The sequence below is a fragment of the Lysinibacillus sp. A4 genome, assembly GCF_024919535.1.
Lineage (GTDB): Bacteria > Bacillota > Bacilli > Bacillales_A > Planococcaceae > Lysinibacillus > Lysinibacillus capsici.
The window spans coordinates 204,999-224,835 of the sequence record NZ_JANWTB010000001.1 but is presented as its reverse complement, the minus strand read 5'-3'; the positions used below and the strand labels follow the sequence as shown (position 1 = coordinate 224,835).

23 protein-coding genes are annotated in these 19,837 nt (G+C 35.7%); 20 read left to right on the top strand and 3 right to left on the bottom strand.

Annotation, left to right across the window (positions count from 1 at the left end):
* The first annotated feature begins 56 nt into the window (after positions 1–56).
* The 4 genes from NY607_RS01345 (at position 57) to NY607_RS01330 (ending at position 4,119) form a co-directional block, all read left to right on the top strand.
* Positions 57–1,238, top strand: coding sequence for a NupC/NupG family nucleoside CNT transporter (locus NY607_RS01345; protein WP_237900464.1), 1,182 nt, complete (start codon positions 57–59; stop codon positions 1,236–1,238).
* 167 nt (positions 1,239–1,405) lie between these two features.
* Entirely contained in the window at positions 1,406–1,834 is a 429-nt protein-coding gene (locus tag NY607_RS01340; protein WP_237900466.1) for a hypothetical protein, read from the top strand.
* A gap of 165 nt (positions 1,835–1,999) precedes the next feature.
* Positions 2,000–2,938 (top strand): oxygen-dependent tRNA uridine(34) hydroxylase TrhO, encoded by a 939-nt coding sequence (trhO, locus tag NY607_RS01335; protein ID WP_115674027.1) that lies wholly within the window; start codon positions 2,000–2,002, stop codon positions 2,936–2,938.
* Positions 2,939–3,225: 287 nt separating this feature from the next.
* Positions 3,226–4,119 carry an SDR family oxidoreductase gene (locus NY607_RS01330; RefSeq protein ID WP_131519909.1) on the top strand — a complete coding sequence of 298 codons (894 nt, stop codon included), beginning with the start codon at positions 3,226–3,228 and terminating at the stop codon, positions 4,117–4,119.
* A 165-nt stretch (positions 4,120–4,284) separates the two neighbouring features.
* Here NY607_RS01330 and NY607_RS01325 read toward each other — a convergent pair whose 3' ends face one another.
* The gene (locus NY607_RS01325; protein WP_259418985.1) at positions 4,285–4,776 is read right to left on the bottom strand and encodes a DinB family protein; all 492 of its coding nucleotides are present in this window, start codon (positions 4,774–4,776) and stop codon (positions 4,285–4,287) included.
* A 227-nt stretch (positions 4,777–5,003) separates the two neighbouring features.
* Between NY607_RS01325 and NY607_RS01320 the strand changes: the two genes are divergently transcribed.
* The 16 genes from NY607_RS01320 to NY607_RS01245 all read left to right on the top strand — a co-directional run bounded on the left by NY607_RS01320 (position 5,004) and on the right by NY607_RS01245 (position 17,232).
* Positions 5,004–5,219, top strand: a complete 216-nt coding sequence (locus tag NY607_RS01320) for a helix-turn-helix transcriptional regulator (RefSeq protein WP_054548780.1) — start codon at positions 5,004–5,006, stop codon at positions 5,217–5,219.
* Positions 5,209–5,700, top strand: coding sequence for a hypothetical protein (locus NY607_RS01315; protein WP_259418984.1), 492 nt, complete (start codon positions 5,209–5,211; stop codon positions 5,698–5,700). The genes NY607_RS01320 and NY607_RS01315 overlap by 11 nt, the downstream gene beginning before the upstream one ends.
* A 129-nt stretch (positions 5,701–5,829) precedes the next feature.
* Entirely contained in the window at positions 5,830–6,423 is a 594-nt protein-coding gene (locus NY607_RS01310; RefSeq protein WP_259418983.1) for a VanZ family protein, read from the top strand.
* A 154-nt stretch (positions 6,424–6,577) separates the two neighbouring features.
* On the top strand, positions 6,578–6,889 hold the full coding sequence (locus NY607_RS01305; RefSeq protein ID WP_259418982.1) for a hypothetical protein: 312 nt from the start codon (positions 6,578–6,580) through the stop codon (positions 6,887–6,889).
* 459 nt (positions 6,890–7,348) lie between these two features.
* Positions 7,349–7,498 (top strand): hypothetical protein, encoded by a 150-nt coding sequence (locus NY607_RS01300; protein ID WP_237900476.1) that lies wholly within the window; start codon positions 7,349–7,351, stop codon positions 7,496–7,498.
* A 525-nt stretch (positions 7,499–8,023) separates the two neighbouring features.
* Positions 8,024–8,254 (top strand): hypothetical protein, encoded by a 231-nt coding sequence (locus NY607_RS01295; RefSeq protein ID WP_259418981.1) that lies wholly within the window; start codon positions 8,024–8,026, stop codon positions 8,252–8,254.
* 90 nt (positions 8,255–8,344) lie between these two features.
* Entirely contained in the window at positions 8,345–8,851 is a 507-nt protein-coding gene (locus tag NY607_RS01290; RefSeq protein WP_396631587.1) for a GNAT family N-acetyltransferase, read from the top strand.
* A 138-nt stretch (positions 8,852–8,989) separates the two neighbouring features.
* Positions 8,990–9,493 (top strand): hypothetical protein, encoded by a 504-nt coding sequence (locus NY607_RS01285; RefSeq protein ID WP_259418979.1) that lies wholly within the window; start codon positions 8,990–8,992, stop codon positions 9,491–9,493.
* Positions 9,494–9,735: 242 nt separating this feature from the next.
* A complete protein-coding gene (locus tag NY607_RS01280) occupies positions 9,736–10,233 on the top strand; it encodes an RNA polymerase sigma factor (RefSeq protein WP_016994968.1) in 498 nt (165 codons plus the stop codon).
* Positions 10,220–11,335 carry a hypothetical protein gene (locus tag NY607_RS01275; RefSeq protein ID WP_237900483.1) on the top strand — a complete coding sequence of 372 codons (1,116 nt, stop codon included), beginning with the start codon at positions 10,220–10,222 and terminating at the stop codon, positions 11,333–11,335. Before NY607_RS01280 ends, NY607_RS01275 begins: the two co-directional genes overlap by 14 nt.
* A 220-nt stretch (positions 11,336–11,555) precedes the next feature.
* Positions 11,556–12,380: a copper amine oxidase N-terminal domain-containing protein gene (locus NY607_RS01270; RefSeq protein ID WP_259418978.1), complete on the top strand. Its 825-nt coding sequence runs from the start codon at positions 11,556–11,558 to the stop codon at positions 12,378–12,380.
* 147 nt (positions 12,381–12,527) lie between these two features.
* Positions 12,528–12,845 (top strand): hypothetical protein, encoded by a 318-nt coding sequence (locus NY607_RS01265; RefSeq protein ID WP_237900487.1) that lies wholly within the window; start codon positions 12,528–12,530, stop codon positions 12,843–12,845.
* Between the two features lie 528 nt (positions 12,846–13,373).
* Positions 13,374–14,474 (top strand): alpha/beta hydrolase, encoded by a 1,101-nt coding sequence (locus NY607_RS01260; protein ID WP_259418977.1) that lies wholly within the window; start codon positions 13,374–13,376, stop codon positions 14,472–14,474.
* Between the two features lie 764 nt (positions 14,475–15,238).
* Entirely contained in the window at positions 15,239–15,706 is a 468-nt protein-coding gene (locus NY607_RS01255; protein WP_259418976.1) for a GNAT family N-acetyltransferase, read from the top strand.
* Positions 15,707–16,029: 323 nt separating this feature from the next.
* Positions 16,030–16,260: a hypothetical protein gene (locus tag NY607_RS01250; RefSeq protein ID WP_259418975.1), complete on the top strand. Its 231-nt coding sequence runs from the start codon at positions 16,030–16,032 to the stop codon at positions 16,258–16,260.
* 303 nt (positions 16,261–16,563) lie between these two features.
* The gene (locus tag NY607_RS01245; RefSeq protein WP_259418974.1) at positions 16,564–17,232 is read left to right on the top strand and encodes a hypothetical protein; all 669 of its coding nucleotides are present in this window, start codon (positions 16,564–16,566) and stop codon (positions 17,230–17,232) included.
* 414 nt (positions 17,233–17,646) lie between these two features.
* Here the strand turns inward: NY607_RS01245 and NY607_RS01240 are convergent, their stop codons facing one another.
* Positions 17,647–18,696: a hypothetical protein gene (locus NY607_RS01240; protein ID WP_259418973.1), complete on the bottom strand. Its 1,050-nt coding sequence runs from the start codon at positions 18,694–18,696 to the stop codon at positions 17,647–17,649.
* The gene (locus tag NY607_RS01235; RefSeq protein WP_103117924.1) at positions 18,686–19,261 is read right to left on the bottom strand and encodes a sigma-70 family RNA polymerase sigma factor; all 576 of its coding nucleotides are present in this window, start codon (positions 19,259–19,261) and stop codon (positions 18,686–18,688) included. Before NY607_RS01235 ends, NY607_RS01240 begins: the two co-directional genes overlap by 11 nt.
* Between the last annotated feature and the right edge of the window lie 576 nt (positions 19,262–19,837).

Here is a 19,837-nt window from a genome sequence, read left to right as displayed (position 1 = left end):
GCATGGGATGGGAAGAAAAAGCATTTGAAAACATTGTTCGTTACGGAGGGGACAACATGCATTATATTATTTCGATAGTAGGTCTACTACTCGTGCTATTTTTAGCATGGCTTGCAAGTAATAATAAGAAAAATATTAAATATCGCCCAATCATTGTGATGATTGTTATCCAGCTTGTTTTAGGGTTTCTATTACTGAAGACAGGTATTGGGGAATTTTTAATTAAAGGATTTGCTGATAGCTTTGCAAAACTACTTGAATATGCCAATGAGGGCACAAATTTTGTATTTGGTGGGATGGCGAATGAGGGTGCACATACATTTTTCCTCTATGTTTTAATGCCAATCGTATTTATGTCAGCCATCATCGGCATATTGCAACATTATAAAATTCTACCGTTTATGATTAAATATATAGGTTTCGTATTAAGTAAAATCAATGGCATGGGAAAACTAGAATCCTATAATGCGGTTGCAGCGGCAATCGTAGGGCAAAATGAAGTATTCATTTCAGTGAAAAATCAAATCGGCTTTTTACCAAAGCATCGGCTTTATACCTTATGTGCTTCTGCGATGTCAACGGTATCGATGTCCATTGTGGGCTCTTATATGACGATGCTAGAGCCAAAGTATGTAGTGGCAGCTCTCATATTAAACTTGTTTGGTGGTTTTATCGTGGCCTCAATCATTAACCCGTATGAAGTACAAGCGGAGGAAGATATAATCGAAGTGCAGGAAGGTGAAAAGCAAACGTTTTTTGAAATGCTAGGCGAATACATTATGGACGGTTTTAAGGTAGCCATCATCGTCGGGGTTATGTTAGTAGGCTTTGTAGGGTTAATTGCCCTCATTAATGGTGTGTTTGATGGCATTTTCGGTATCACATTCCAAGGTTTCCTAGGCTATGTCTTTGCCCCAATTGCGTTTGTCATGGGTGTACCTTGGCATGAAGCTGTGAATGCAGGGAGTATCATGGCGACAAAGCTTGTGGCAAATGAATTCGTTGCCATGCTGGACTTCGTTAAAATCCAAGATAGCTTCAGTGAGCGTACAGCAGCGATTGTCTCTGTATTCCTCATATCCTTTGCTAACTTTGGCTCAATTGGTACCATTGTAGGTGCTGTAAAAGGGTTAAATGAAAAGCAAGGCAATGTAGTGGCACGCTTTGGATTAAAATTGCTATACGGTGCCTCACTTGTAAGTGTTCTATCAGCCATCATTATTGGGATTGTATTTTAATTAGAAGAAATTAAAGGGCATATTTTAGGCGTATCAATCCCTAAAATATGCTTTTTTTGATCTTTTGTCAGGTGAGAAACATTGTAACATTCTTCCCCGATTTTCGTTTGATAGATTAAGGGGTTTAATTGTACCTATAGTAAAAATTTATAAGGGGAGGGATAAGAATGAAAACTTTCTATCATTGTTTAATCATGTGGATACCTTTTATAGTGCTGTTTGCCTTAGCTGGATTTGGCTTAGAAGTTTTAGAAGGAAGAAAAATCAGGACATCAGAATATATGACGGGATTTCGTGATTTAGGCGTTGGTTATATGTTCTTAATGAGCTCTTTTGCTTTTATTCTCTATCCGATTTCGTTTTTACCGCTAACATTTATTGTGAGTCGTTTTATGAAAAATTGGCTGTTCAAAGTGGTTACCTTCACTTTATTTGGTGGGGCAATAGGGGCTTTTTCTTTCGTAATCATTTATGATTCGCGATTTATAGAAGAATATAATTTAAGTATTATCAATTCGATGCTTATTTTTGGTATTGCGAGTTTACTCTATGCTTTAGTAGAAAATGCGGTGAAGAAAAATATAAAATTTGTTTAACGAATGAATGTGTCTTTTTTTATCTAGCGGCATATGGAAAATTATTTCTACTCATTTCAGTCTAATTACCGATAGCATATTAACGGATTATCCTTTATGGTTAATAGGTCGTAAAAGACACTATCAGGAATATCCTGCAAATATTGAAATGATAGGTGGAAAACAATGAATTATCGAGTTTTGTTATATTACCATTACACGAAGATTGAAGACCCAGAGACGTTTTCAGCAACGCACTTAGAAATGTGTAAAGAAATCGGTTTAAAAGGTCGTATTTTAGTAGCCAATGAGGGCATCAATGGGACTGTTTCGGGGACGATTGAGCAAACAGAGCAATATATGGCAAACATGCAAGCAGACCCATTATTCGAAGGCATTGTCTTTAAAATTGATGCGGCAGAAGGACATGCATTCAAAAAAATGCACGTTCGCCCACGTCCTGAGTTAGTCAACTTAGGCCTAGAAGAAGACGTCAACCCACATGAATTAACAGGTCGCTACCTGTCACCAGAACAATTCCTTGCTGAAATGCAAGATGAAAATACAGTAGTATTAGATGTGCGTAACACGTATGAATACGATGTCGGCCATTTTCGTGGCGCGATTCGACCAGAGGTAAAAAATTTCCGTGATACACCAGAATGGGTCCGTGCAAACCGTGAGCTATTCGAAGGGAAAAATGTTTTAACATATTGCACGGGTGGTATTCGTTGTGAGAAGTTTTCGGGTTGGATGAAACGTGAAGGCTTTGGCGATGTCGGTCAATTACATGGTGGTGTAGCAACATATGGAAAAGATCCTGTGGCGAAAGGTCAATTATGGGATGGTCAAATGTACGTTTTCGATGAGCGTTTAACGGTGCCAATCAATCAAGTAGAGCATGTGATTGTCGGTCGTGATCACTATGACGGTGAACCTTGTGAACGCTACATTAACTGTGCAAATCCTGAATGTAACAAGCAAATCATCGCATCTGAAGAAAATGAAGCAAAGCATTTAGGTGGCTGTACAATCGAATGTACAAAGCATGCGCGCAATCGCTACATCGTGCGTCACAATTTAACAGAAGAGCAAGTAGCTCAAGCAATTGAGGCGTTAATTTAAACAAACAAAGCGTTATTAAATATCTTTCATAACCTACTTTATAGAGGTTCTTCAAACACTCAATGTAAGTGTTCAAACTATCCATTTCAACATTGGACTAGTCTGCTCGCTTATATAGGGTGTTTTTTCTTTTGTAAGGAAAATGTAAATGACTCCATCATTGGTGGAAGGGCAGAAGAAATCTGATGCTGTTTAAAGTAAATGTTCAGAGGGTATTCAACAAAATGTAACAGTGTAAGCACACAAAGTGTTTGTCACGAATTAATCAAAATAGGAGATGATAGCTGATGGGAAACCCACATCTAACCGATCCACGTAAAAAATTTCATACCGAAAAATTCCCAAATCAGGAACAGAACACGCCAGCGCTACAGCGTGGAATGATCCCCAAACCTGACTGCGGAGAAGAATCATATAAAGGATACAATCGTCTAGGAGGGCGCAATGCCTTAATTACAGGAGGCGATTCTGGGATTGGCCGTGCTGCCGCTATTGCCTATGCACGTGAAGGAGCCAATGTAGCCATACAATTCTTCCCTGGTGAAGAGGAAGATGCCAACGTCGTTAAAGAATTAATTGAAAAAGCAGGAAGAAAAGCATTACTGCTACCGTATGACTTGCGAGAAGATAACGCGGCCACAGAGATTGTTACAAAAACCATAGAAGCCTTTGGCGGATTGGACATTCTTGTATTAAATGCTGCGCAACAGATCGCACAGCCATCCCTAAGTGACTTAACAATTAAACAAGTGCAAGACACTTTCAAAGTAAACATCATCAGCATGTTCGAGACCGTAAAAGCTGCTGAAGAACATTTGGAACCAGGAAGTGCAATTATCACCACCACATCGGTTCAATCTTTCGATCCATCCTCATCTTTAATGGATTATGCCGCGACAAAAGGTGCAATAAGCAACTTTATGGTATCCCTATCCTCGTACTTTGCTTCTAAAGGTGTCCGTGTCAATGGTGTTGCACCTGGCCCGATTTGGACGCCGCTTCAGCTAGATAACGGGAAATTAGAAGGAGAGATTCCTGAGTTTGGTCAAAATACGCCTCTCGGCCGTGCGGGACAGCCAGTAGAGCTTGCACCCGTTTATGTTCTTCTGGCCTCGGATGAAGGAAGTTATATCACGGGTCAGATTTATGGAGTGACAGGTGGTAAGCCGATAGACTTATAAACTTACTAAAACCACTCTCGACATTAGTGATGTTCTACTGTTTATGTTAGATAAACAGCTTAAGATTGATAATGAAACGAATTAAATGCTATGCCCCCTATAGTTAGTAGTTTGTCTCTAACTTAAGGGGGCATCTGCTTTTCCGTCACCAATTTGAATCCTCGTTTATAAGTAGGAGCGCTTAGCTGGCCATGAACCTTGTAGTTTACGAAGTTGAACAATTTGTCCTGTATGGTAAGCGTCGTGCAAAAGGATATTTAGATATTGTTGCCAAACTGGAAGAGCGGGACTAGGTTGATCTAATGCCTCTTCTTGCAAGGATGCTAATGAAGATTGTAGGGCATCATGTACGTGAAGTGTTCGATTCACTGTTTCTTGCCAAGCATCTTCATCATGAGCACCGCCTTGGACAAACGTTTCATCATTATTTTGTGGAGCAACAAATGTCTCATCTTTATGTATGCGAGAAAGTAAGCGCTCTTTAAAGATTAATAAATGGTTTACATTTTCCCAAATCGTATTAGCGGCATTTCCTTCTGGTTGCCAACTAGCTTGCGCAGCACTGAGATTCGTTAATGCTTCTGATAACGGTGGGTACCATTCCTCTTCGTAAAACACCTGATTGACTCCATTTTGCAAGAGCTCTTTTTTACTCATTTGAATAACCTCCTTTTTGTAACGCTCAAAACATTCCTCACTATTAATTTATCAAATTTTCAGAAAATAGTACATAGTAATAGAATTTTGTTGTTCTTTACTCGACATTGCCATTTCATCTAACTAAAAATCAAATTGTAAAGTTTGCTTGACATATGTAGTGATGTAAAGTAAACTTTACTTAACATTAAATGTATAGTTTGCTTTACATTTATAAAGGAGGCATTATGAAAAACAGAATTCGAGAATTACGAAAATTGAACAAGATTACGCAGGAAGAGTTGTCGAAACAAGTTGGTGTTTCACGGCAATCGATCATTGCTATTGAATCAGGCAAATTCAATCCATCCTTAGAGCTTGCCTACAATATTTCCAAAGCGTTCAATAGCACAATTGAAGAAGTGTTTATATTTGAAGAGGGGAGAATGAATGATGGAGATTAATATCTGGGGTATGATTGGATTGTATGGGGGAGTGATTGGTGGACTCCTTGGATGGTGGTTCGGGCGACAGAAAGCTAGAAAAAACAGAGGTTTAGACGAGCTGTACTATCATATTTGGCAAAAGGCGAGATCCTATTCATGGTATGTGACATTAGGAGCGCTGTATGTTTTCTTTACGTTACTCAATTTTGGAATTGATTTAAGCACTGCTATGGTTTTAGGTATCCTTTTATTAACACACGTAGCGAGTTGGGGAATCATTGGGATTATTTTGACCATCAATATGTCCAGTGCAGCCCCGTTACAGCCTTCACGTGTGAAGGTGGGCCTATTCGTCTTCATTACGTCCATTATTGTATTCACGATCATCTCGATCCTGACGACAAACTGGCTGTTTTTATTATTTAGTATTCCACCTAATTTAATTGCACTTATTACTGCACTTACGCCGAATCGAAAAGATTCCGAGATAACCTACTAGTATAATATCGTACCGTTTTTTCCCCTATAGATATGGTGGTCTATAGGGGTATTTTTTTATATATGACATTAAAAGCATCTAAATGGAAAAATGCTTTTGACTAAGTTACAAAATTTAGGAGGTGTTTACTTGCATACAAACTATGTTCTATATAATATTGTTCCTTTCGGATTTTTAGTGTTGTTGGTCTATATTTTAATAGATGTATTTCTTGATTACTTTAGAAAAGAAATCAAGCGTAATCAAAGACGTGTTCCTCTATACAGCTTTTTCTTCTATTTACTATGTTTACTTCAAATTAAAGTAGGGGGAATAACACTTTTACCTCTAAATCCAGCAGACAATAGTAGTCGTTTTATTAGAGCTAATGATTGGTTTGGAATTTTTGATCGTATCCACTTCAATATGTATTTGTGGACTTATTCAGCTATAGTTTATAATTTTTTATTATTACTTCCTTTAGGGATATTTTTATTCGTTCTTTTCCATTTTAAAAATATAAATAAAGCCATTTTTATAGTGATATTGTGTTGTTTAGGTACAGAGCTTTTGCGTCTTCTCTTAGGGGCGTTTAGTTTAGTTCCTAGGAACCTTAGTTCTGTAGATGCTATCTACTTGTTATGTAATATGCTTGGTGGAATCATTGGTATATTAATAGTGAAAATATTTACGCATATACAAATGAAGCGAAAAGATAGAGTTTATCATGGTAGTTTTAATTGAATAATAGTTTTCGGCAATTGGGCGCGTTTATTTATCAACGTGTCTTTTTCTTTTAAGGGCAATATTATTGAATAATACAGTTATTTGAAACCTTTCCTACAATTTACCGTTAAGTATTGTTAAACAGCTATACAAATAGAATGGGGGATTCGTTATGATGGGTTGGCTTAATATTGGCAGTCTCTTACTAGGACTAATCGCTTGGATACTTCCAGTTATTTATCTAATGGGAAATAAAAAACATGAACAATCTAATTGGGGTATCCTTTCCGTTCTCAGCATCAGTGCCTGTGCTATTTCAATTAGTTTTCAGATGTTCTATCATTATCATTTAGTAAAAATTGAGGATTGGGCGGCACTCATGGACACGACACGTGCAGTCGTAATAGCCACAGCAGTTCTTCTCATTTTTACATTTATAGTAAATGGAATTGCTTTTATTGTATACCGGCAGAACAAAAAGTAGGATATTCGTTGCCTGTTCGTATGATTGAAATATATTTTTGGTTTTCAGAGAGTGTAATGAAGAGAATGGTAATTTTTGGGCCTTTTACAATCGGGCGCTTTATTTAGCGAAAATCTACTATTTCTCGTGAGATGGCTAGAACAAAGGCTATGAAAAAAATAGTATCAATTATTTTTACGAACAGAAAGCTACCGGTTGATGAGAGGTGCATGTAAAACGAGTGAGAATTCATCTTGGAGCTATGTACCGAAAAGATCATTCTAAGTAGGCTACACCCGTAATCATGTGCGAGAGTATCGTCAAATGACCGTACTTCTTAAGGTAAGTAATGTGAATTGCTTATAAATTAAAGGTGGTAACACGAGTTGAATCGTCCTTTTGGTTAATCCAAAAGGGCGTTTTTTTTATTCCTTTTTTGAACAAGTATTTGAAAATCTAAACGTATGAGGAGTAAGCATTATGAAAGATAATCATCAAGATTCACAACTAAAGCGGGAATTAAGTACGCGTCACATGCAATTAATGGCACTTGGCGGATTCATTGGGTCGGTTTATTTTATGACTCTAGTTCAACCACTCAAATGGCAGAGCAGGCAAAGTGAGGAATAGGCTCTAAAGTAGCGGTTAAAACATGAAAAGTAGCGGATACAACGTGAAAAGTGATGGATAGAGCAGGCAAAGTGAGGGATAGGCTCTGAAGTAGTGGTTAAAACATGAAAAGTAGCGGATACAACGTGAAAAGTGATGGATAGAGCAGGCAAAGTGAGGGATAGGTTCTAAAAAGGCGGTTAAAACATGAAAAGTAGCGGATACAACGTGAAAAGTGATGGATAGAGTAGGCAAAGTGAGGGATAGGACCATCTATTTTGCTCCTTTTCATTTAAGGGTCATATTGTTGAGTAAAGCAATACATCTTACATTTGCGTGTTTATCTTAACATTGGGTCCAATTGTTGAATAACATTCTTTTAAGTAAAGTTTCCAAACAAAGCTTCTGGCACTTTAAGTTTCAGCATTTTAATACATGATATACTTAAACGCACTTGAATTAACACAAGGTATATTGTTATCTTTGTAGAATCTAATTATTATAATAAATTGCGGTGAAATTCAATTATATAAAGGGAGTGTAAAGGTGGACCTACTACTTTGGGTAACTATTGGTTTCATAATAATTGGATTTGTTGTGCTCGCTTCTATGAAAAAAGATATGGAAAGTAAGGTCGCTTTTATAAAATTGAATCTGGAAGAAGAGGGAAATTCATCAAAAGCAAGATCTGTAGTTTGGTGGATATGGAGTACCACTGCTTGGGGGATCGTAAGTCTGTTTCTTGTTGTTTGGTGTGTCCATCATTACTTTGGGTAACTTTTTGGCTTCAAATGAGTAAAAACAGGTACTGCACATTTCTAAATGAAATATTGTAGCAAAATATATTAAAAGCAAAGGGTGGGCATTTTGAAAATAATCGAGACGGAACAATTATGCCTTAGAGCGTTAAAAATGGACGATCATCATGAATTATCAAAAGTGCTTTCCGACCCTGAATCTATGCAATATTACCCTCATCCCTTTAATCAAGAAGAGGTTAAAAATTGGATCAGATGGAATGAGAAAAATTATAAGCAATATAATCACGGACTATGGGCAGTTGTTTTAAAAGAAGGAGATCTATTTATCGGTGATTGTGGAATAACCATGCAGAACATTGACGGTGTATGGTTACCTGAAATCGGTTTTCACATTATTAAAGCGTATTGGAATAAGGGGTATGCGACAGAAGCGGCATCTGCTTGTAAGGAATATGCATGGAATGTTCTGGGCAATTCTGAAATATTTTCATACACGACCTTAAAAAATATCCCGTCCCAAAAAGTTGCGGAAAAAATCGGGATGGAAAATTATAAGATTTTTGAGAAGAATGGTGAACAACAAATCGTTCAAGTTACCTACAAAAGTTTATGAATAGTTAGTAACTCATTTTTTAGTCCAGAAAAGGGCGCGTTAATATAGGAACGTGTCTTTTTCTTTAAAGAGTTGAATAGCATTCTTTTTGGGAATTAGATATTTATTTTATAGAAGGAATGTTATAAGGGAGATTGAATGAAGAAATATATAAAAGGTTTAGTGCCTTGCATTTATTTGATGTTGTCGTTCTTTGTACTATCTGGCTGCAATGCTCAAAAAAGTGGTAACACTTATTATTTATTATTGATGGGTGAAAGTGAAAGCTGGAATCTAACTGGGTATGAAATTGTTATAACACCAGAAGACTTTAAAGCAGGATTTGGGACCTTAAAAATGAAAAACATCAATACGTATAAGACAGATTTCTTCCACTTTGAAACGCATGTGGTTATCGAGAATGATGATTCAGTCGTTCATACTGATTCAGTTACTGGTGAGACGAATATAGCAGAATATACAACTGGTGCTATTGCAGGGCCATACATCAATAAAAATGGTGACTTTATTACACTGAAAGATATACATGAGATTTATGTGGTCGTTGATTGGTGGGATACTAGTAAGAACGAAAGTATAAAAGAAAGAATAGATTTATTTAACAAATCGGAAAAAGAACAGTCCTTCTTGAACGAACTATAGGTAAAGTTGAATAACGATCTTCTCGGACGCTTTTCTGAAATAATAGGAAGCGTCTTTCTTCATGAAAAGGGCAATTATCAGTAAGCCCATCTAATACATAGGTACTGTGGCATCATCTAGAAGTGCATTGCATACTACTGCAATCTTGATAAAAAGGCTACTCTAAAATATTTCCAGGAGATTGAACAATTTTTTAGAAAACGAGCGTCTAAGTAGTAGGATTGAAACGAGGTGAGTTGTTGTTGGAACAAATCGTAGAACAATATGGTGAATATTTGTATCATCTTAGCTATTTATATATGAAGGATTTTCAGCTTGCAGAGGAGATTACACAGGACGTACTCATGAAGTACTTATTACATAAAGACGATTTTAGAAAAGATGCTTCATTGAAAACGTATTTAACCCGTATCGCTATTAATTGCTGTCACGATGAACTACGTAAACAAAAGAGAAAATCATTTATTTCAAAGCTTTTACCACTAGGTAGAACTGAACCCTCTGTAGAGCAAACATATATAGCAACTGAAGATTTTGCAACTTTAAAGCAAATTGTCTTTGCCTTACCACTTCATTATAGGGAAGTCATTGTACTGTTTTATTATGAAGAATTTGATGTTTCTGAGATTGCTAGTTTATTAAATGTCTCACAAAACACCGTTCGTACAAGGATTCGTCGAGCGAGAGAATTGTTGAAAACAAATCCGGAACTGGAGGCAATATTTTATGAAGGAATTTAAAGACAAGCTAAAAGAAGAATTGCGACATGATGCCCCATTTACAAATGACATCAAGCAACGTATATTGCAAAAGAAACCCATGAAAAGAAAGTTGAACTGGCAGGTTGTCTCCGTATCTATTGCAGCTTTTTTCATGATTGGGTTCATGCTATTCGTTGAATTTTCTCAAAAGAATAACCTACAAAACGCAAGTCAGCAAAATGAGCTATTACCAATTGTCGATGATGTTTCCTCTCTAGACATCATTGAGCCGAACTATGCCCATCTACTTGGGAAACAATGGATGCTGCATTTTTTGCCAATGATTATCGATAAGGAAGCCCCCATTACGTATGGAGATTATGTTGCTTTTTATGGAACGGATGGGCTTGTCGTTTCAACTGTATTAGGATTAGGGAATGATCATGTAACAATGAAGCAAGGGCAAATTTTAGTAGAGAATACCCCATTAAAAGTTCATGGATTAAATGAGCAAATAAAAAAAGAGGATATCAATGACCCAATGAAAAATCCTTACTTTTTTCATAATTTTGGAACAAGACCAGCGCCATTCAATGACAAATCGATTTCTGCGAAAGAAAAAGAAATGGTTGTTTATGACAGTGACGAAGGTCATACGATTATGAAAATTAGTGAGGGGCAATTAGTCGGTAAGGTCGTAGGCTTCCAAAATTTTGAGCTAACATTTGAATTGACTGAAGAGGAGCAGCAAGTTTTTAATGCCTTTAAAACGGATTATAATATTGAAAAGTTAAAAAATATGACACCCCAAGCGATTACTAAAATGTTTTTAATGAGTGATATTGAAAAAGATTTTAAAACATATGAAGCATTGTTCACAACAAATAGGAACGATGAAACTGAAAGTGTTCGAAGATATTATGAGAAATCGAAAATCGTACGACAGGCGTTGTTTACAAAGGAAATAAATCGCCTTATTATCGCAAACCTCTTTGCTGGGCTAGAACATGCGGAATTTGAGCAACAAACAGATACAACAGGAGTTATAAAATTTATCTCACTTGATGGACCAAGAGAGCTAGGTATGGAGAAAAATGCCCAAGGAATTTGGCAGCCAGCCTTTAGCAGGGGAATTTATTAGCTTTTTAGAAAGGATATCAATTCTAGTTGATAATTTTCATCAGTATCCTTATCTAACAATCGGACGCGTTTATTTCGAAACGCGTCTTCTTTTAATGGGTCGTGTAGATTGAATAAAGAGCAGAATAGTTTAACGATATAGGTGGATTTTTATGGTAAAATATTTAGTGGAATGTATTTTTGGGGAGAATAGTGACTTTTAAGAAAAGGAGTGTTCAAAGTTGAAAAAAGTGTTCTCAGGAATTTTTCTTGGGTTGATTCTAATCATGACTTCGTCACCGGCATATGCAGCCGATTTTCAAATAAAAGTTGACGGTGTTACAATTGCATCTGATGTAAATCCAGAAGTTAAAAGTAATCGGACAATGGTTCCTTTACGTGTAATTAGTGAAAATTTAGGGGTAAATGTTGTATGGACGGATGCCCAAATCACCCTTACTAAAAACGATATACAGGTAACACTAAAACTTAATCGTAATCAAGTGGTGAAAAACGGTAAAACAGAAACGCTTGATGTAAAGCCATATATGAAGAATAATCGTACTTTTGTTCCGATGCGTTTTCTTGCCGAAACATTTGGCAGCAATATCACTTACAAAAACGGTACAGTAACGGCTGAGACACAGCCTCTCTTTATTGATGGTATAAAAGTAAAAGCATTGCAATACGAATATCATATGACATTAGGCGGAGTCGTACAGCAAATCAATGGGAATGGTTATAACGAAGCTATTTATAATACTTTTATAAAAAATAATGGAAGTAAAATTGAAGCACCTACTTATAATCCATGGGATTCTCATCCCATTCCAGTAGGAGACTATGATAAAAATGCGCAATTTGATTTTTTAGACCAAGACTCGAACAGTATCAAACGGTTTGATATTTATTTTTCCACGGGGGACTTGGGCGGAGTTTTGGTGCATGATACTACTGCAAATCATTGGTATGTCTACAGTGATACCGCAAGACTGGGAATACTTCAATTAATTGATACAGCCTCGTTGAACGGCTTTGTGACGGTTATGAGTAATACAGTTCCTTAAGGTGGATGATAGTGTTTTACTATTGTTTTAACGGACTTACTTTAATAAGGAGTAGAGCCTTTTTCTACTTAAACAACATTGCAACTTTGTTTGTACCATTACGCAGGTTTATATTTTCATGTTGTCAGAAGAAATGAGGTAATTTATTTGGATGAATGGAAGAAAGTTGTACTTAGTTTACTCGAAATCATTGTAATTCTATCGATTGGTTTACTTTTCACAACTTATATTTTAAGACCTATATACGAGAATTTTGGAATTCAATTTACAGGTGACGTATGGGTAAACTGGTTTGGATTATCGTATATTTTATTCGTCTTATACTCGTTGATTGTCGGTATTTTTATTTTTCAGGAAAGTAATATCTTTAAACAGCGACGTACATCCGTACTCTTTTGGCTCATTTTTATTGGTTCAATTTATGTAGTTTTTATTCCTTTTATAAAAGGTGAAAATCCATTCTAAGACTTCTATATAGTTCATTATTTCAACAATCCCAAAATCTATTACCGACACAAAGTAGGATAAAAATCAAAAACTGCATCCATTTAGATGCAGTTTTATTTTTTTCTAATCAGGGTTTCACCAAGTGGGATTCCAACCACAACAACCAAAACCGTTAAAATTAACAGTGCTCTAAAAATAAAATATGCAGCTTCATCAAACATCGTATCCCTCCTTCTTTTTTACAATACCTACCTCATACTCCGAAAAAATTATGGTTGTGTTTTTATAGTTTACGTCATTACAAGGTACGTATGCAGTTTTTAAAAAATTTGTGGTCTTCAGACATTTCTTTAGTAAGGAATGCATCATGCTTCCTCTAAAGGGTCGCTTTAATCCTTTAGAAAATGGAAGAATATAACCTTGTATTGATGCTATACAAGATCTTCAATCATTATTTGCTAAAGAATGAGCTAAAGGTTAATAATCCTTTACCCGAGATAATAAATAGTAAACGATACATAAGTAAATTTAATGGAGGTTATGATGATGAGGGTAGCGAAGAAGATAGCCAAGATAGCAGGAATCCTTCTAGTTATACTGACCTTGTTTATGGGGATTGGATACGCTATTCTTGTGATTAATCCCTTAGGAAATAAACCAGGCAAGCCAGTTGCGGATATTGAAGACAAGGTGGAGATTTGGGGAGAAGAAGTGGCAGGTAATCATTCAGAAAGTAAGCTAGACGATATGAATATTAAGGGCAATCCTAACAGACTTTTGGCGACATTCAAATTTTCCACTGGCATTGTGGGAGAAGACTATAAAGACAATGAAGCGGTCATTGATACCTTTACCTATATCCATGAAATTGAAGGGGGCTATGAAAAATCAACCTATGAAGATGAGCCCTATCTGATTCCTTATACGGTAGCGAACAGTGACAGTGCCGTCATTATTATGCCAGGTGGTGGTTATGGCTTTAAGGAAATGGATGGAGGAACAGCAGAAGGAAAGGAAGTAGCTGCATCATTAAATAAAGCAGGTATTAATGCATTCGTTCTCCACTATCGTTCCAATCCCTATGAGTGGCCTATTCCACAGCTAGATGTTCAGCGTGCGGTCCGTTATCTACGTTACCATGCCAATGATTATGGTCTCCATCCAGATCGAATTGGTTTAATAGGTTTTAGTGCTGGAGGCTATCAAACGGGTAGCTTTATTAACCTTATTCAGGGAGAAAAACTGTTTCCTGCTAGTTATCAGCCTGATGCCATTGATGCTGTTGATGATCAAGTGGCATCCGCTGCTATGATTTACCCTGCATTGACGTATCGCTATAATGTGCCCATGCTCTTTGCTTCTTTTAATGATGAAGCTGTCAGAAATCCAGAAAAACGTGAAGAGCTCTTGCAGCAGACAGATTTATCTACGCATTTCAGAACAGCTCATATACCTCAGTTTATAGCTTATGGGACAAAGGATTTAGCAATCGGGGTAAAAGGTCCACAGGAATATATCCAATCTGCACGAAACGCAGACGCGGATGTGACTGTGATAGTAGCAGAGGACCAGAATCATGGCTTTAAGCAGGAATACTATATGCAAGCGTATCTTGAATGGGTAAAGAAAATTTTTGATTCTTTATAATTAGCTATAAAAGTGGTCAAAGATTTTAGTAAGTGCTATTTTATATGGTTTAAAGTAAAAATGAAGAGAAATAGGAATGACAAAAAAGGGTTCAAAGCAGCCTTAAAGGGTGCTTTTTTACGTCTCTTTTGACTATTAGTTTTTATTTTTCTAGTATTAACCAATCTTCAAATAGGGTATCATCTTTTAAATCAAAGTAGTATTTTACGAATCTCACAAATTCTCTAATATCAACTTCTTTATATCTATAAAAATGATAATAGCTTTTTATAAACTATAAATTTTTTAAATTTATACATATTTCTGAGCTTTATAGTTACTACGTTTCTCTACTGAAAATGTCGGATTTGATAATGATGTTCTACCTACAATTACAGGAGAAATTGTTGAAATCGAAAATGGAAGATCTTTTGGGGAAAGCACAACGAAAAAATCACCAGATGGGAAACCAGGTGTGATTTGGTTTTCAACAGATGTTGTTACATTTTTAAAAGTGGGATAAAATGTTTCAGTTTGGATAAAGGCAAAAGAACAAAGTTATTTAGAACAAGCGAGGGCGGATTAAATCGAAATTAATGATGAAAATTGATGGAGTAAATCAACAATTAGATATTCAACAATCGGGGCAGATTGTTGAGTAATACACCACAAATAAATTAGTATGAGTGTTAACATATAGATATATTTGTAGAATGTTCGTTTAATTTTACTGAACAGTTAAGTTCATCAATTTTTTTACAAGTCATTTAAAATAGGAGATTAAAATGGATATTGTATTAAAGAAAATGTCAGAAAACGAATTTACAATTTATTTCGAAGATAAGGTAGAGAGATATAGCAAAGTTCAATCAGAAAATGTACATGAGGTAAGTAGCGAAGATCCTCTTTCAAAAGCACGTAAACAGTTATACAATCTACTTCCTCAAGGAATAGAAACCTCTAATCATCATTTATATAATATATATGAAGGTGATTCGTTAATTGGATTTGTTTGGATAAAGGTTGAACAGGAAAAGAAAAGCGCATTTCTTTATGAAATTTTTATTTTTGAAGAATACAGAGGTAAAGGTTTCGGGACTAGAGTGATGAAAAATGTTGAGGAGTGGTTAGAACGGAAAGGGATTTATTACTTTAAACTTCATGTTTTTGGAAGTAATAAAGGGGCTAGAAAACTATATGAGGAACTCGGATTTGAAATAGCGGGAATAAATATGCTCAAAACTATCAACTGACATTTAGTAATTTGTCATATTGAAGTAACGAGGGCTTAAAGTTGAATCACAATCTTCTACAATTGAGCGCATTTCTTTAATAAGGAATGTGTCTTTTTTCAAGTAAGGGCAATTTTATTGAACAACCCTTTTTCTTAAATAAATGGTATTTATGTTAATAATTAGGGTGATTAATTGAATAATAATGAGGTGATAGGGTATGGATTTAAAATTTTAATAAATCAGATATTAAATTCAAAGTAATTTGTGAAAGTTTTTGAAGAATCATAGAGTTCTATTTCCATCCTTATGGAGAAGATCATGCTCTAATTTTAGAAGGAGAATTGACTTATGATATTTCATTTAAAGAACAAATAGTTGTTAATAAAAATAGCCTTGTTTTTGGATGGACAAATTATGTATATGGTTATCATAATTTAAATGATATGCCTTTGCATATTTTGGTTTTTGCTACTCCTGAAAATATTTTTCAGTATACAACCAAAGTAAACTTCCAATACAAGCAAATACAGGTATTAGAAAAATTGAAAAGCCAGATGAACTGGGACAACTGACTACACAAAGAATAGCTTTTTCTTCTATACAACCAAAGGATTTTACAGATACTCTCATGATTGAACTTGATAGTTAAAACATAGGACATGGTCAGTGTAGGAATAATGACAGTAATAATAAAATTTATGTAACATTTAAATTGTCAGTGTATTATAGAAGTGTTAATAAAAAATCTATGTGTATGATTTCAAATCTTATATTAAGTTGAAGAAGCTTACTTCACAATAGGGCGCTTTTCCGTAATAAGGATCAACGCTCATTTTCATTAAAGGGCTATTATTGGAGTAATGAGTATTGCAAAAATGGATAAAATTAGAAATAATTTAATGAAACATTCATCAATTGGGGGAGCTAATATGCGTTATTTTAAAAGCTACTACTTGTTTATAGTTATTACATTGTTGTTAACAGGATGTGTAGGAGTAGAAACAGAAAAATCTCCATCAAATTCGAAATTAACTATTGAGTCCTACAACATGAGTGAAAAGGAAACCTTATTAATTAGTAAAACAGGTGTAGAGCAAATTAAATTTTTCAAGTTGAATGGCACTTTGAAAGAAGATGATGATTTACAATTTTCGGTGGAAGTTTTTGAAAACGGTAAGTTTAAAGAGGAGTTACTAAAGACTTGGGGTGAACTCGAAACAAAATATAATGACAGCCTTATTTCTTTTGGAATTATTGACAATAGAGACGAAGATCATTCTTTAAAACTTTTAAATGGAATACCTTCTGGGCTTGCTACAACGTTTTATTCAAATAACATGACTACATCATCTTTTGGTTTGCTAATCGATAGAAAAATGACTTTAGAAAAAAATAAACCTATTTATTTAACAGCATGGCTAGGTACTACTAAAAACGAACTGCGTTCTGGCGGTGGCACAACTGGGGAACTGCCACAGGGTATTGAAGAAGCTGAGCTAGCATTTATATACAAAGTTTTATGGACCGACAAGGAAGAGAAATAATTTTTCCCTAAGTTATTCAACAATTGAGTGCGATTCTGTAGCAAAGATCAGCGCTCGTTTTCATTAAAGAGCCATTTAATTGAATAAAATACAATTGTAGGTTTGTCATAAAGTTTGATTAAATGAATGGATATCAACTTTGATATGAGAGTAGATCTAAAGAGCATGTTTTGAAAAAAGATTGATCAAAACATGCTCTTATTTAATGTAGCAGATTAAATTTTATATAAAAAAGTTTGATTATTTTTTAAACCCTAGTTGTACTATTGGCCAATTTGTTTAAGTACAGGTTTGTCATAAAGTTTGATTAAAAGCACCTCATGCCACCATTCAAATTCATATTTAAGAAGCAACCATTGAATGAGATGTACTCAAGCGATATTCTGCAACCCCTTCCGCCTAGGATTTGTTTTTCTACCATGGTGTTTCAGTTTTATGTTCAATAACTTGTACTACTTTCGGTTCAACAGCTTTTAACATTTGTTCACTTGAACGATTGCTTTTAGGAACATCATCATTATTTTCACCTTGAATTTGTCCTTCAGCCTGTGTATTTGCAATCACATCAATCACTTGTTGTTTAGAGACATTTTTAGATGCTGCAATCTCGACAACAGATTTACCTTTTGCTAATTCTTGTTTTAATTCTGTTGGGCTAATTTTTAGTAAAGAAAACAGTTTTTCATCGTTTAAAAAGGAATCAGCAGTATAATCAGGCTTACCATTTGTAGAGAAAAAACCTTCTACTTTATTGTTTAAAGGTGTAGTCTCACCTCCGATTAGAGAAACACTGATTGTATTGTCTTGAACAAATACCTGGTAGAAAGGTGTTTTTGATCCCTTTTTGGTGTAATTCAACATAAACGTTTTTTGATCCGGGTTCTCCATTTGCTCCATAGCAAACTCGTACTCTTCGATGTTGCCAAACATTTTATCAATTAGATCATCTACCTTCGACCTGATTTCCTGATCGGTTAAGGCAGTGAGTGGTTTCTCCTTTGGCTCCCAATTCTCCTGATTCACGTGTTCAATCGCACCTGTAATACCATTTGTATGAAGGGAAATCTTTTTGCCAATTCCTCCTTTTTCCTGCAGTATGATGCTTGTTTGGACACCTTGAACCTTGCTTGCATTGATAATCTCAAATGATTTTGTTTCGGGAAATGCGTTATACAGCTTCTCTAGTGTTGCTTTGCCATCCTCATCCACCTTGACTTGTTCAACAGTCATTGGTGTTCTAGTAAGCATTTCAATCAGGTTAGGGGCCGCAAATGCTGCGGTTGGAATCAAAATCGCAGTAGCAACTAATCCACTAATTAATCGTTTTTTCATATTTATTTCGCTCCTTTTTCGTTGGAAATATTGAGAATAGGATTGTTCTATTCGTTTGGAAATGGCTGGAGGGCATTCCATAGTTTCTGCCTCTTTGTGCAGATATTCACGGATTTTACGTTCAATTGGCATTGATTTCTTCCATCCTTTCTGGGGGGAGATTACTTAAGTTTTTTCGAAGCACCTGAAGACCAGCATGATACCTGGACTTGACTGTACCCAGAGGAATTTCGAGCAATGTCGCTATTTCCTCAAGTTTATAGTCGTGAAAAAAGCGGAGGACAATCACCGATCGTTGTTTATCGGTCAGTTTTTGGATTGCCTGTGTTATCATTTGCTTCGTCCCATCCATCAACACAGAAGGTTGATCCCAATGAGGCTCTTCCTGAGAAAAGGCACGGATGCGTTCAAAAATTCGGAATCTCCGCCAGCTCTTGACCCGAAATCTCTGCACTTGACGGATTACCAAGCCGTTTAGCCAGAAGTGGAAAGGTCTGTTCGTATCATAGTTAGCAAGTGAGGTCCACATTTGCATATATATCTCATTCATGACATCTTCCCGATCCTGCTGATGATCCACCAGAAAGGAGACTGTCCGGTAGACGTCCTGATAGGTGGCATCATACATCGTACGAAACGCCTGTTGATCACCTTCCTTCATTTTTTGGAGTAATTGGTACATATATTCATTTTGCATTCAGAGGATCCTCCTAAGTAAGCTTACACACTATATTGTCTCTTTATCAAAAAAAGGTTCGGTTCTTTGTTTTTTTGCAAACAGCTGAGTGTCGGCGGCCATCAATCAGGAAGACAATCAGGAGTACAACGACTCTATGCCAGCCGTGGTTCATTTGCTAATAAGCAATCAGGGGATAAACGTGATAATTGGATCATCGATGACTATTTCTGTGAGTGGGAAAGAAAAGAGCTTGGATTGGCCAAATAGTGGTGAATTATCATCGTACAATCGAATATTATTTTAATAGCATTTAACAAGCTGGTTTTTCAGTTCTAGATTTACGTGAAGGTACACCAAAGCGTGAACATTTTAGTAGGGAAGAAGAATTTATTAGAAGACAAGGAATTCCGATTTTACTGGCTTTTTCTTGTTTGAAGTAAATAAATTTCCTAATATTGATTCTTGAACTAATAGGGGCTTTAGTCAATAATGATCTTCCACAATCGGTCGCTTTCCTGAAAACAAGAAAGTTCCTTTTAGATTAATTAGAGTTCGAAACTATCACTATTTTTTAGGGTGTTGAATATCCTTGTA

Coding starts and splice junctions, on each gene's coding strand:
- NY607_RS01345 (WP_237900464.1), top strand. CDS start 57: ATGCATTATATTATTTCGATAGTAGGTCTACTACTCGTGCTATTTTTA.
- NY607_RS01340 (WP_237900466.1), top strand. CDS start 1,406: ATGAAAACTTTCTATCATTGTTTAATCATGTGGATACCTTTTATAGTG.
- trhO (WP_115674027.1), top strand. CDS start 2,000: ATGAATTATCGAGTTTTGTTATATTACCATTACACGAAGATTGAAGAC.
- NY607_RS01330 (WP_131519909.1), top strand. CDS start 3,226: ATGGGAAACCCACATCTAACCGATCCACGTAAAAAATTTCATACCGAA.
- NY607_RS01325 (WP_259418985.1), bottom strand. CDS start 4,776: ATGAGTAAAAAAGAGCTCTTGCAAAATGGAGTCAATCAGGTGTTTTAC.
- NY607_RS01320 (WP_054548780.1), top strand. CDS start 5,004: ATGAAAAACAGAATTCGAGAATTACGAAAATTGAACAAGATTACGCAG.
- NY607_RS01315 (WP_259418984.1), top strand. CDS start 5,209: ATGGAGATTAATATCTGGGGTATGATTGGATTGTATGGGGGAGTGATT.
- NY607_RS01305 (WP_259418982.1), top strand. CDS start 6,578: ATGATGGGTTGGCTTAATATTGGCAGTCTCTTACTAGGACTAATCGCT.
- NY607_RS01300 (WP_237900476.1), top strand. CDS start 7,349: ATGAAAGATAATCATCAAGATTCACAACTAAAGCGGGAATTAAGTACG.
- NY607_RS01285 (WP_259418979.1), top strand. CDS start 8,990: ATGAAGAAATATATAAAAGGTTTAGTGCCTTGCATTTATTTGATGTTG.
- NY607_RS01275 (WP_237900483.1), top strand. CDS start 10,220: ATGAAGGAATTTAAAGACAAGCTAAAAGAAGAATTGCGACATGATGCC.
- NY607_RS01260 (WP_259418977.1), top strand. CDS start 13,374: ATGAGGGTAGCGAAGAAGATAGCCAAGATAGCAGGAATCCTTCTAGTT.
- NY607_RS01255 (WP_259418976.1), top strand. CDS start 15,239: ATGGATATTGTATTAAAGAAAATGTCAGAAAACGAATTTACAATTTAT.
- NY607_RS01245 (WP_259418974.1), top strand. CDS start 16,564: ATGGATAAAATTAGAAATAATTTAATGAAACATTCATCAATTGGGGGA.
- NY607_RS01240 (WP_259418973.1), bottom strand. CDS start 18,696: ATGCCAATTGAACGTAAAATCCGTGAATATCTGCACAAAGAGGCAGAA.
- NY607_RS01235 (WP_103117924.1), bottom strand. CDS start 19,261: ATGCAAAATGAATATATGTACCAATTACTCCAAAAAATGAAGGAAGGT.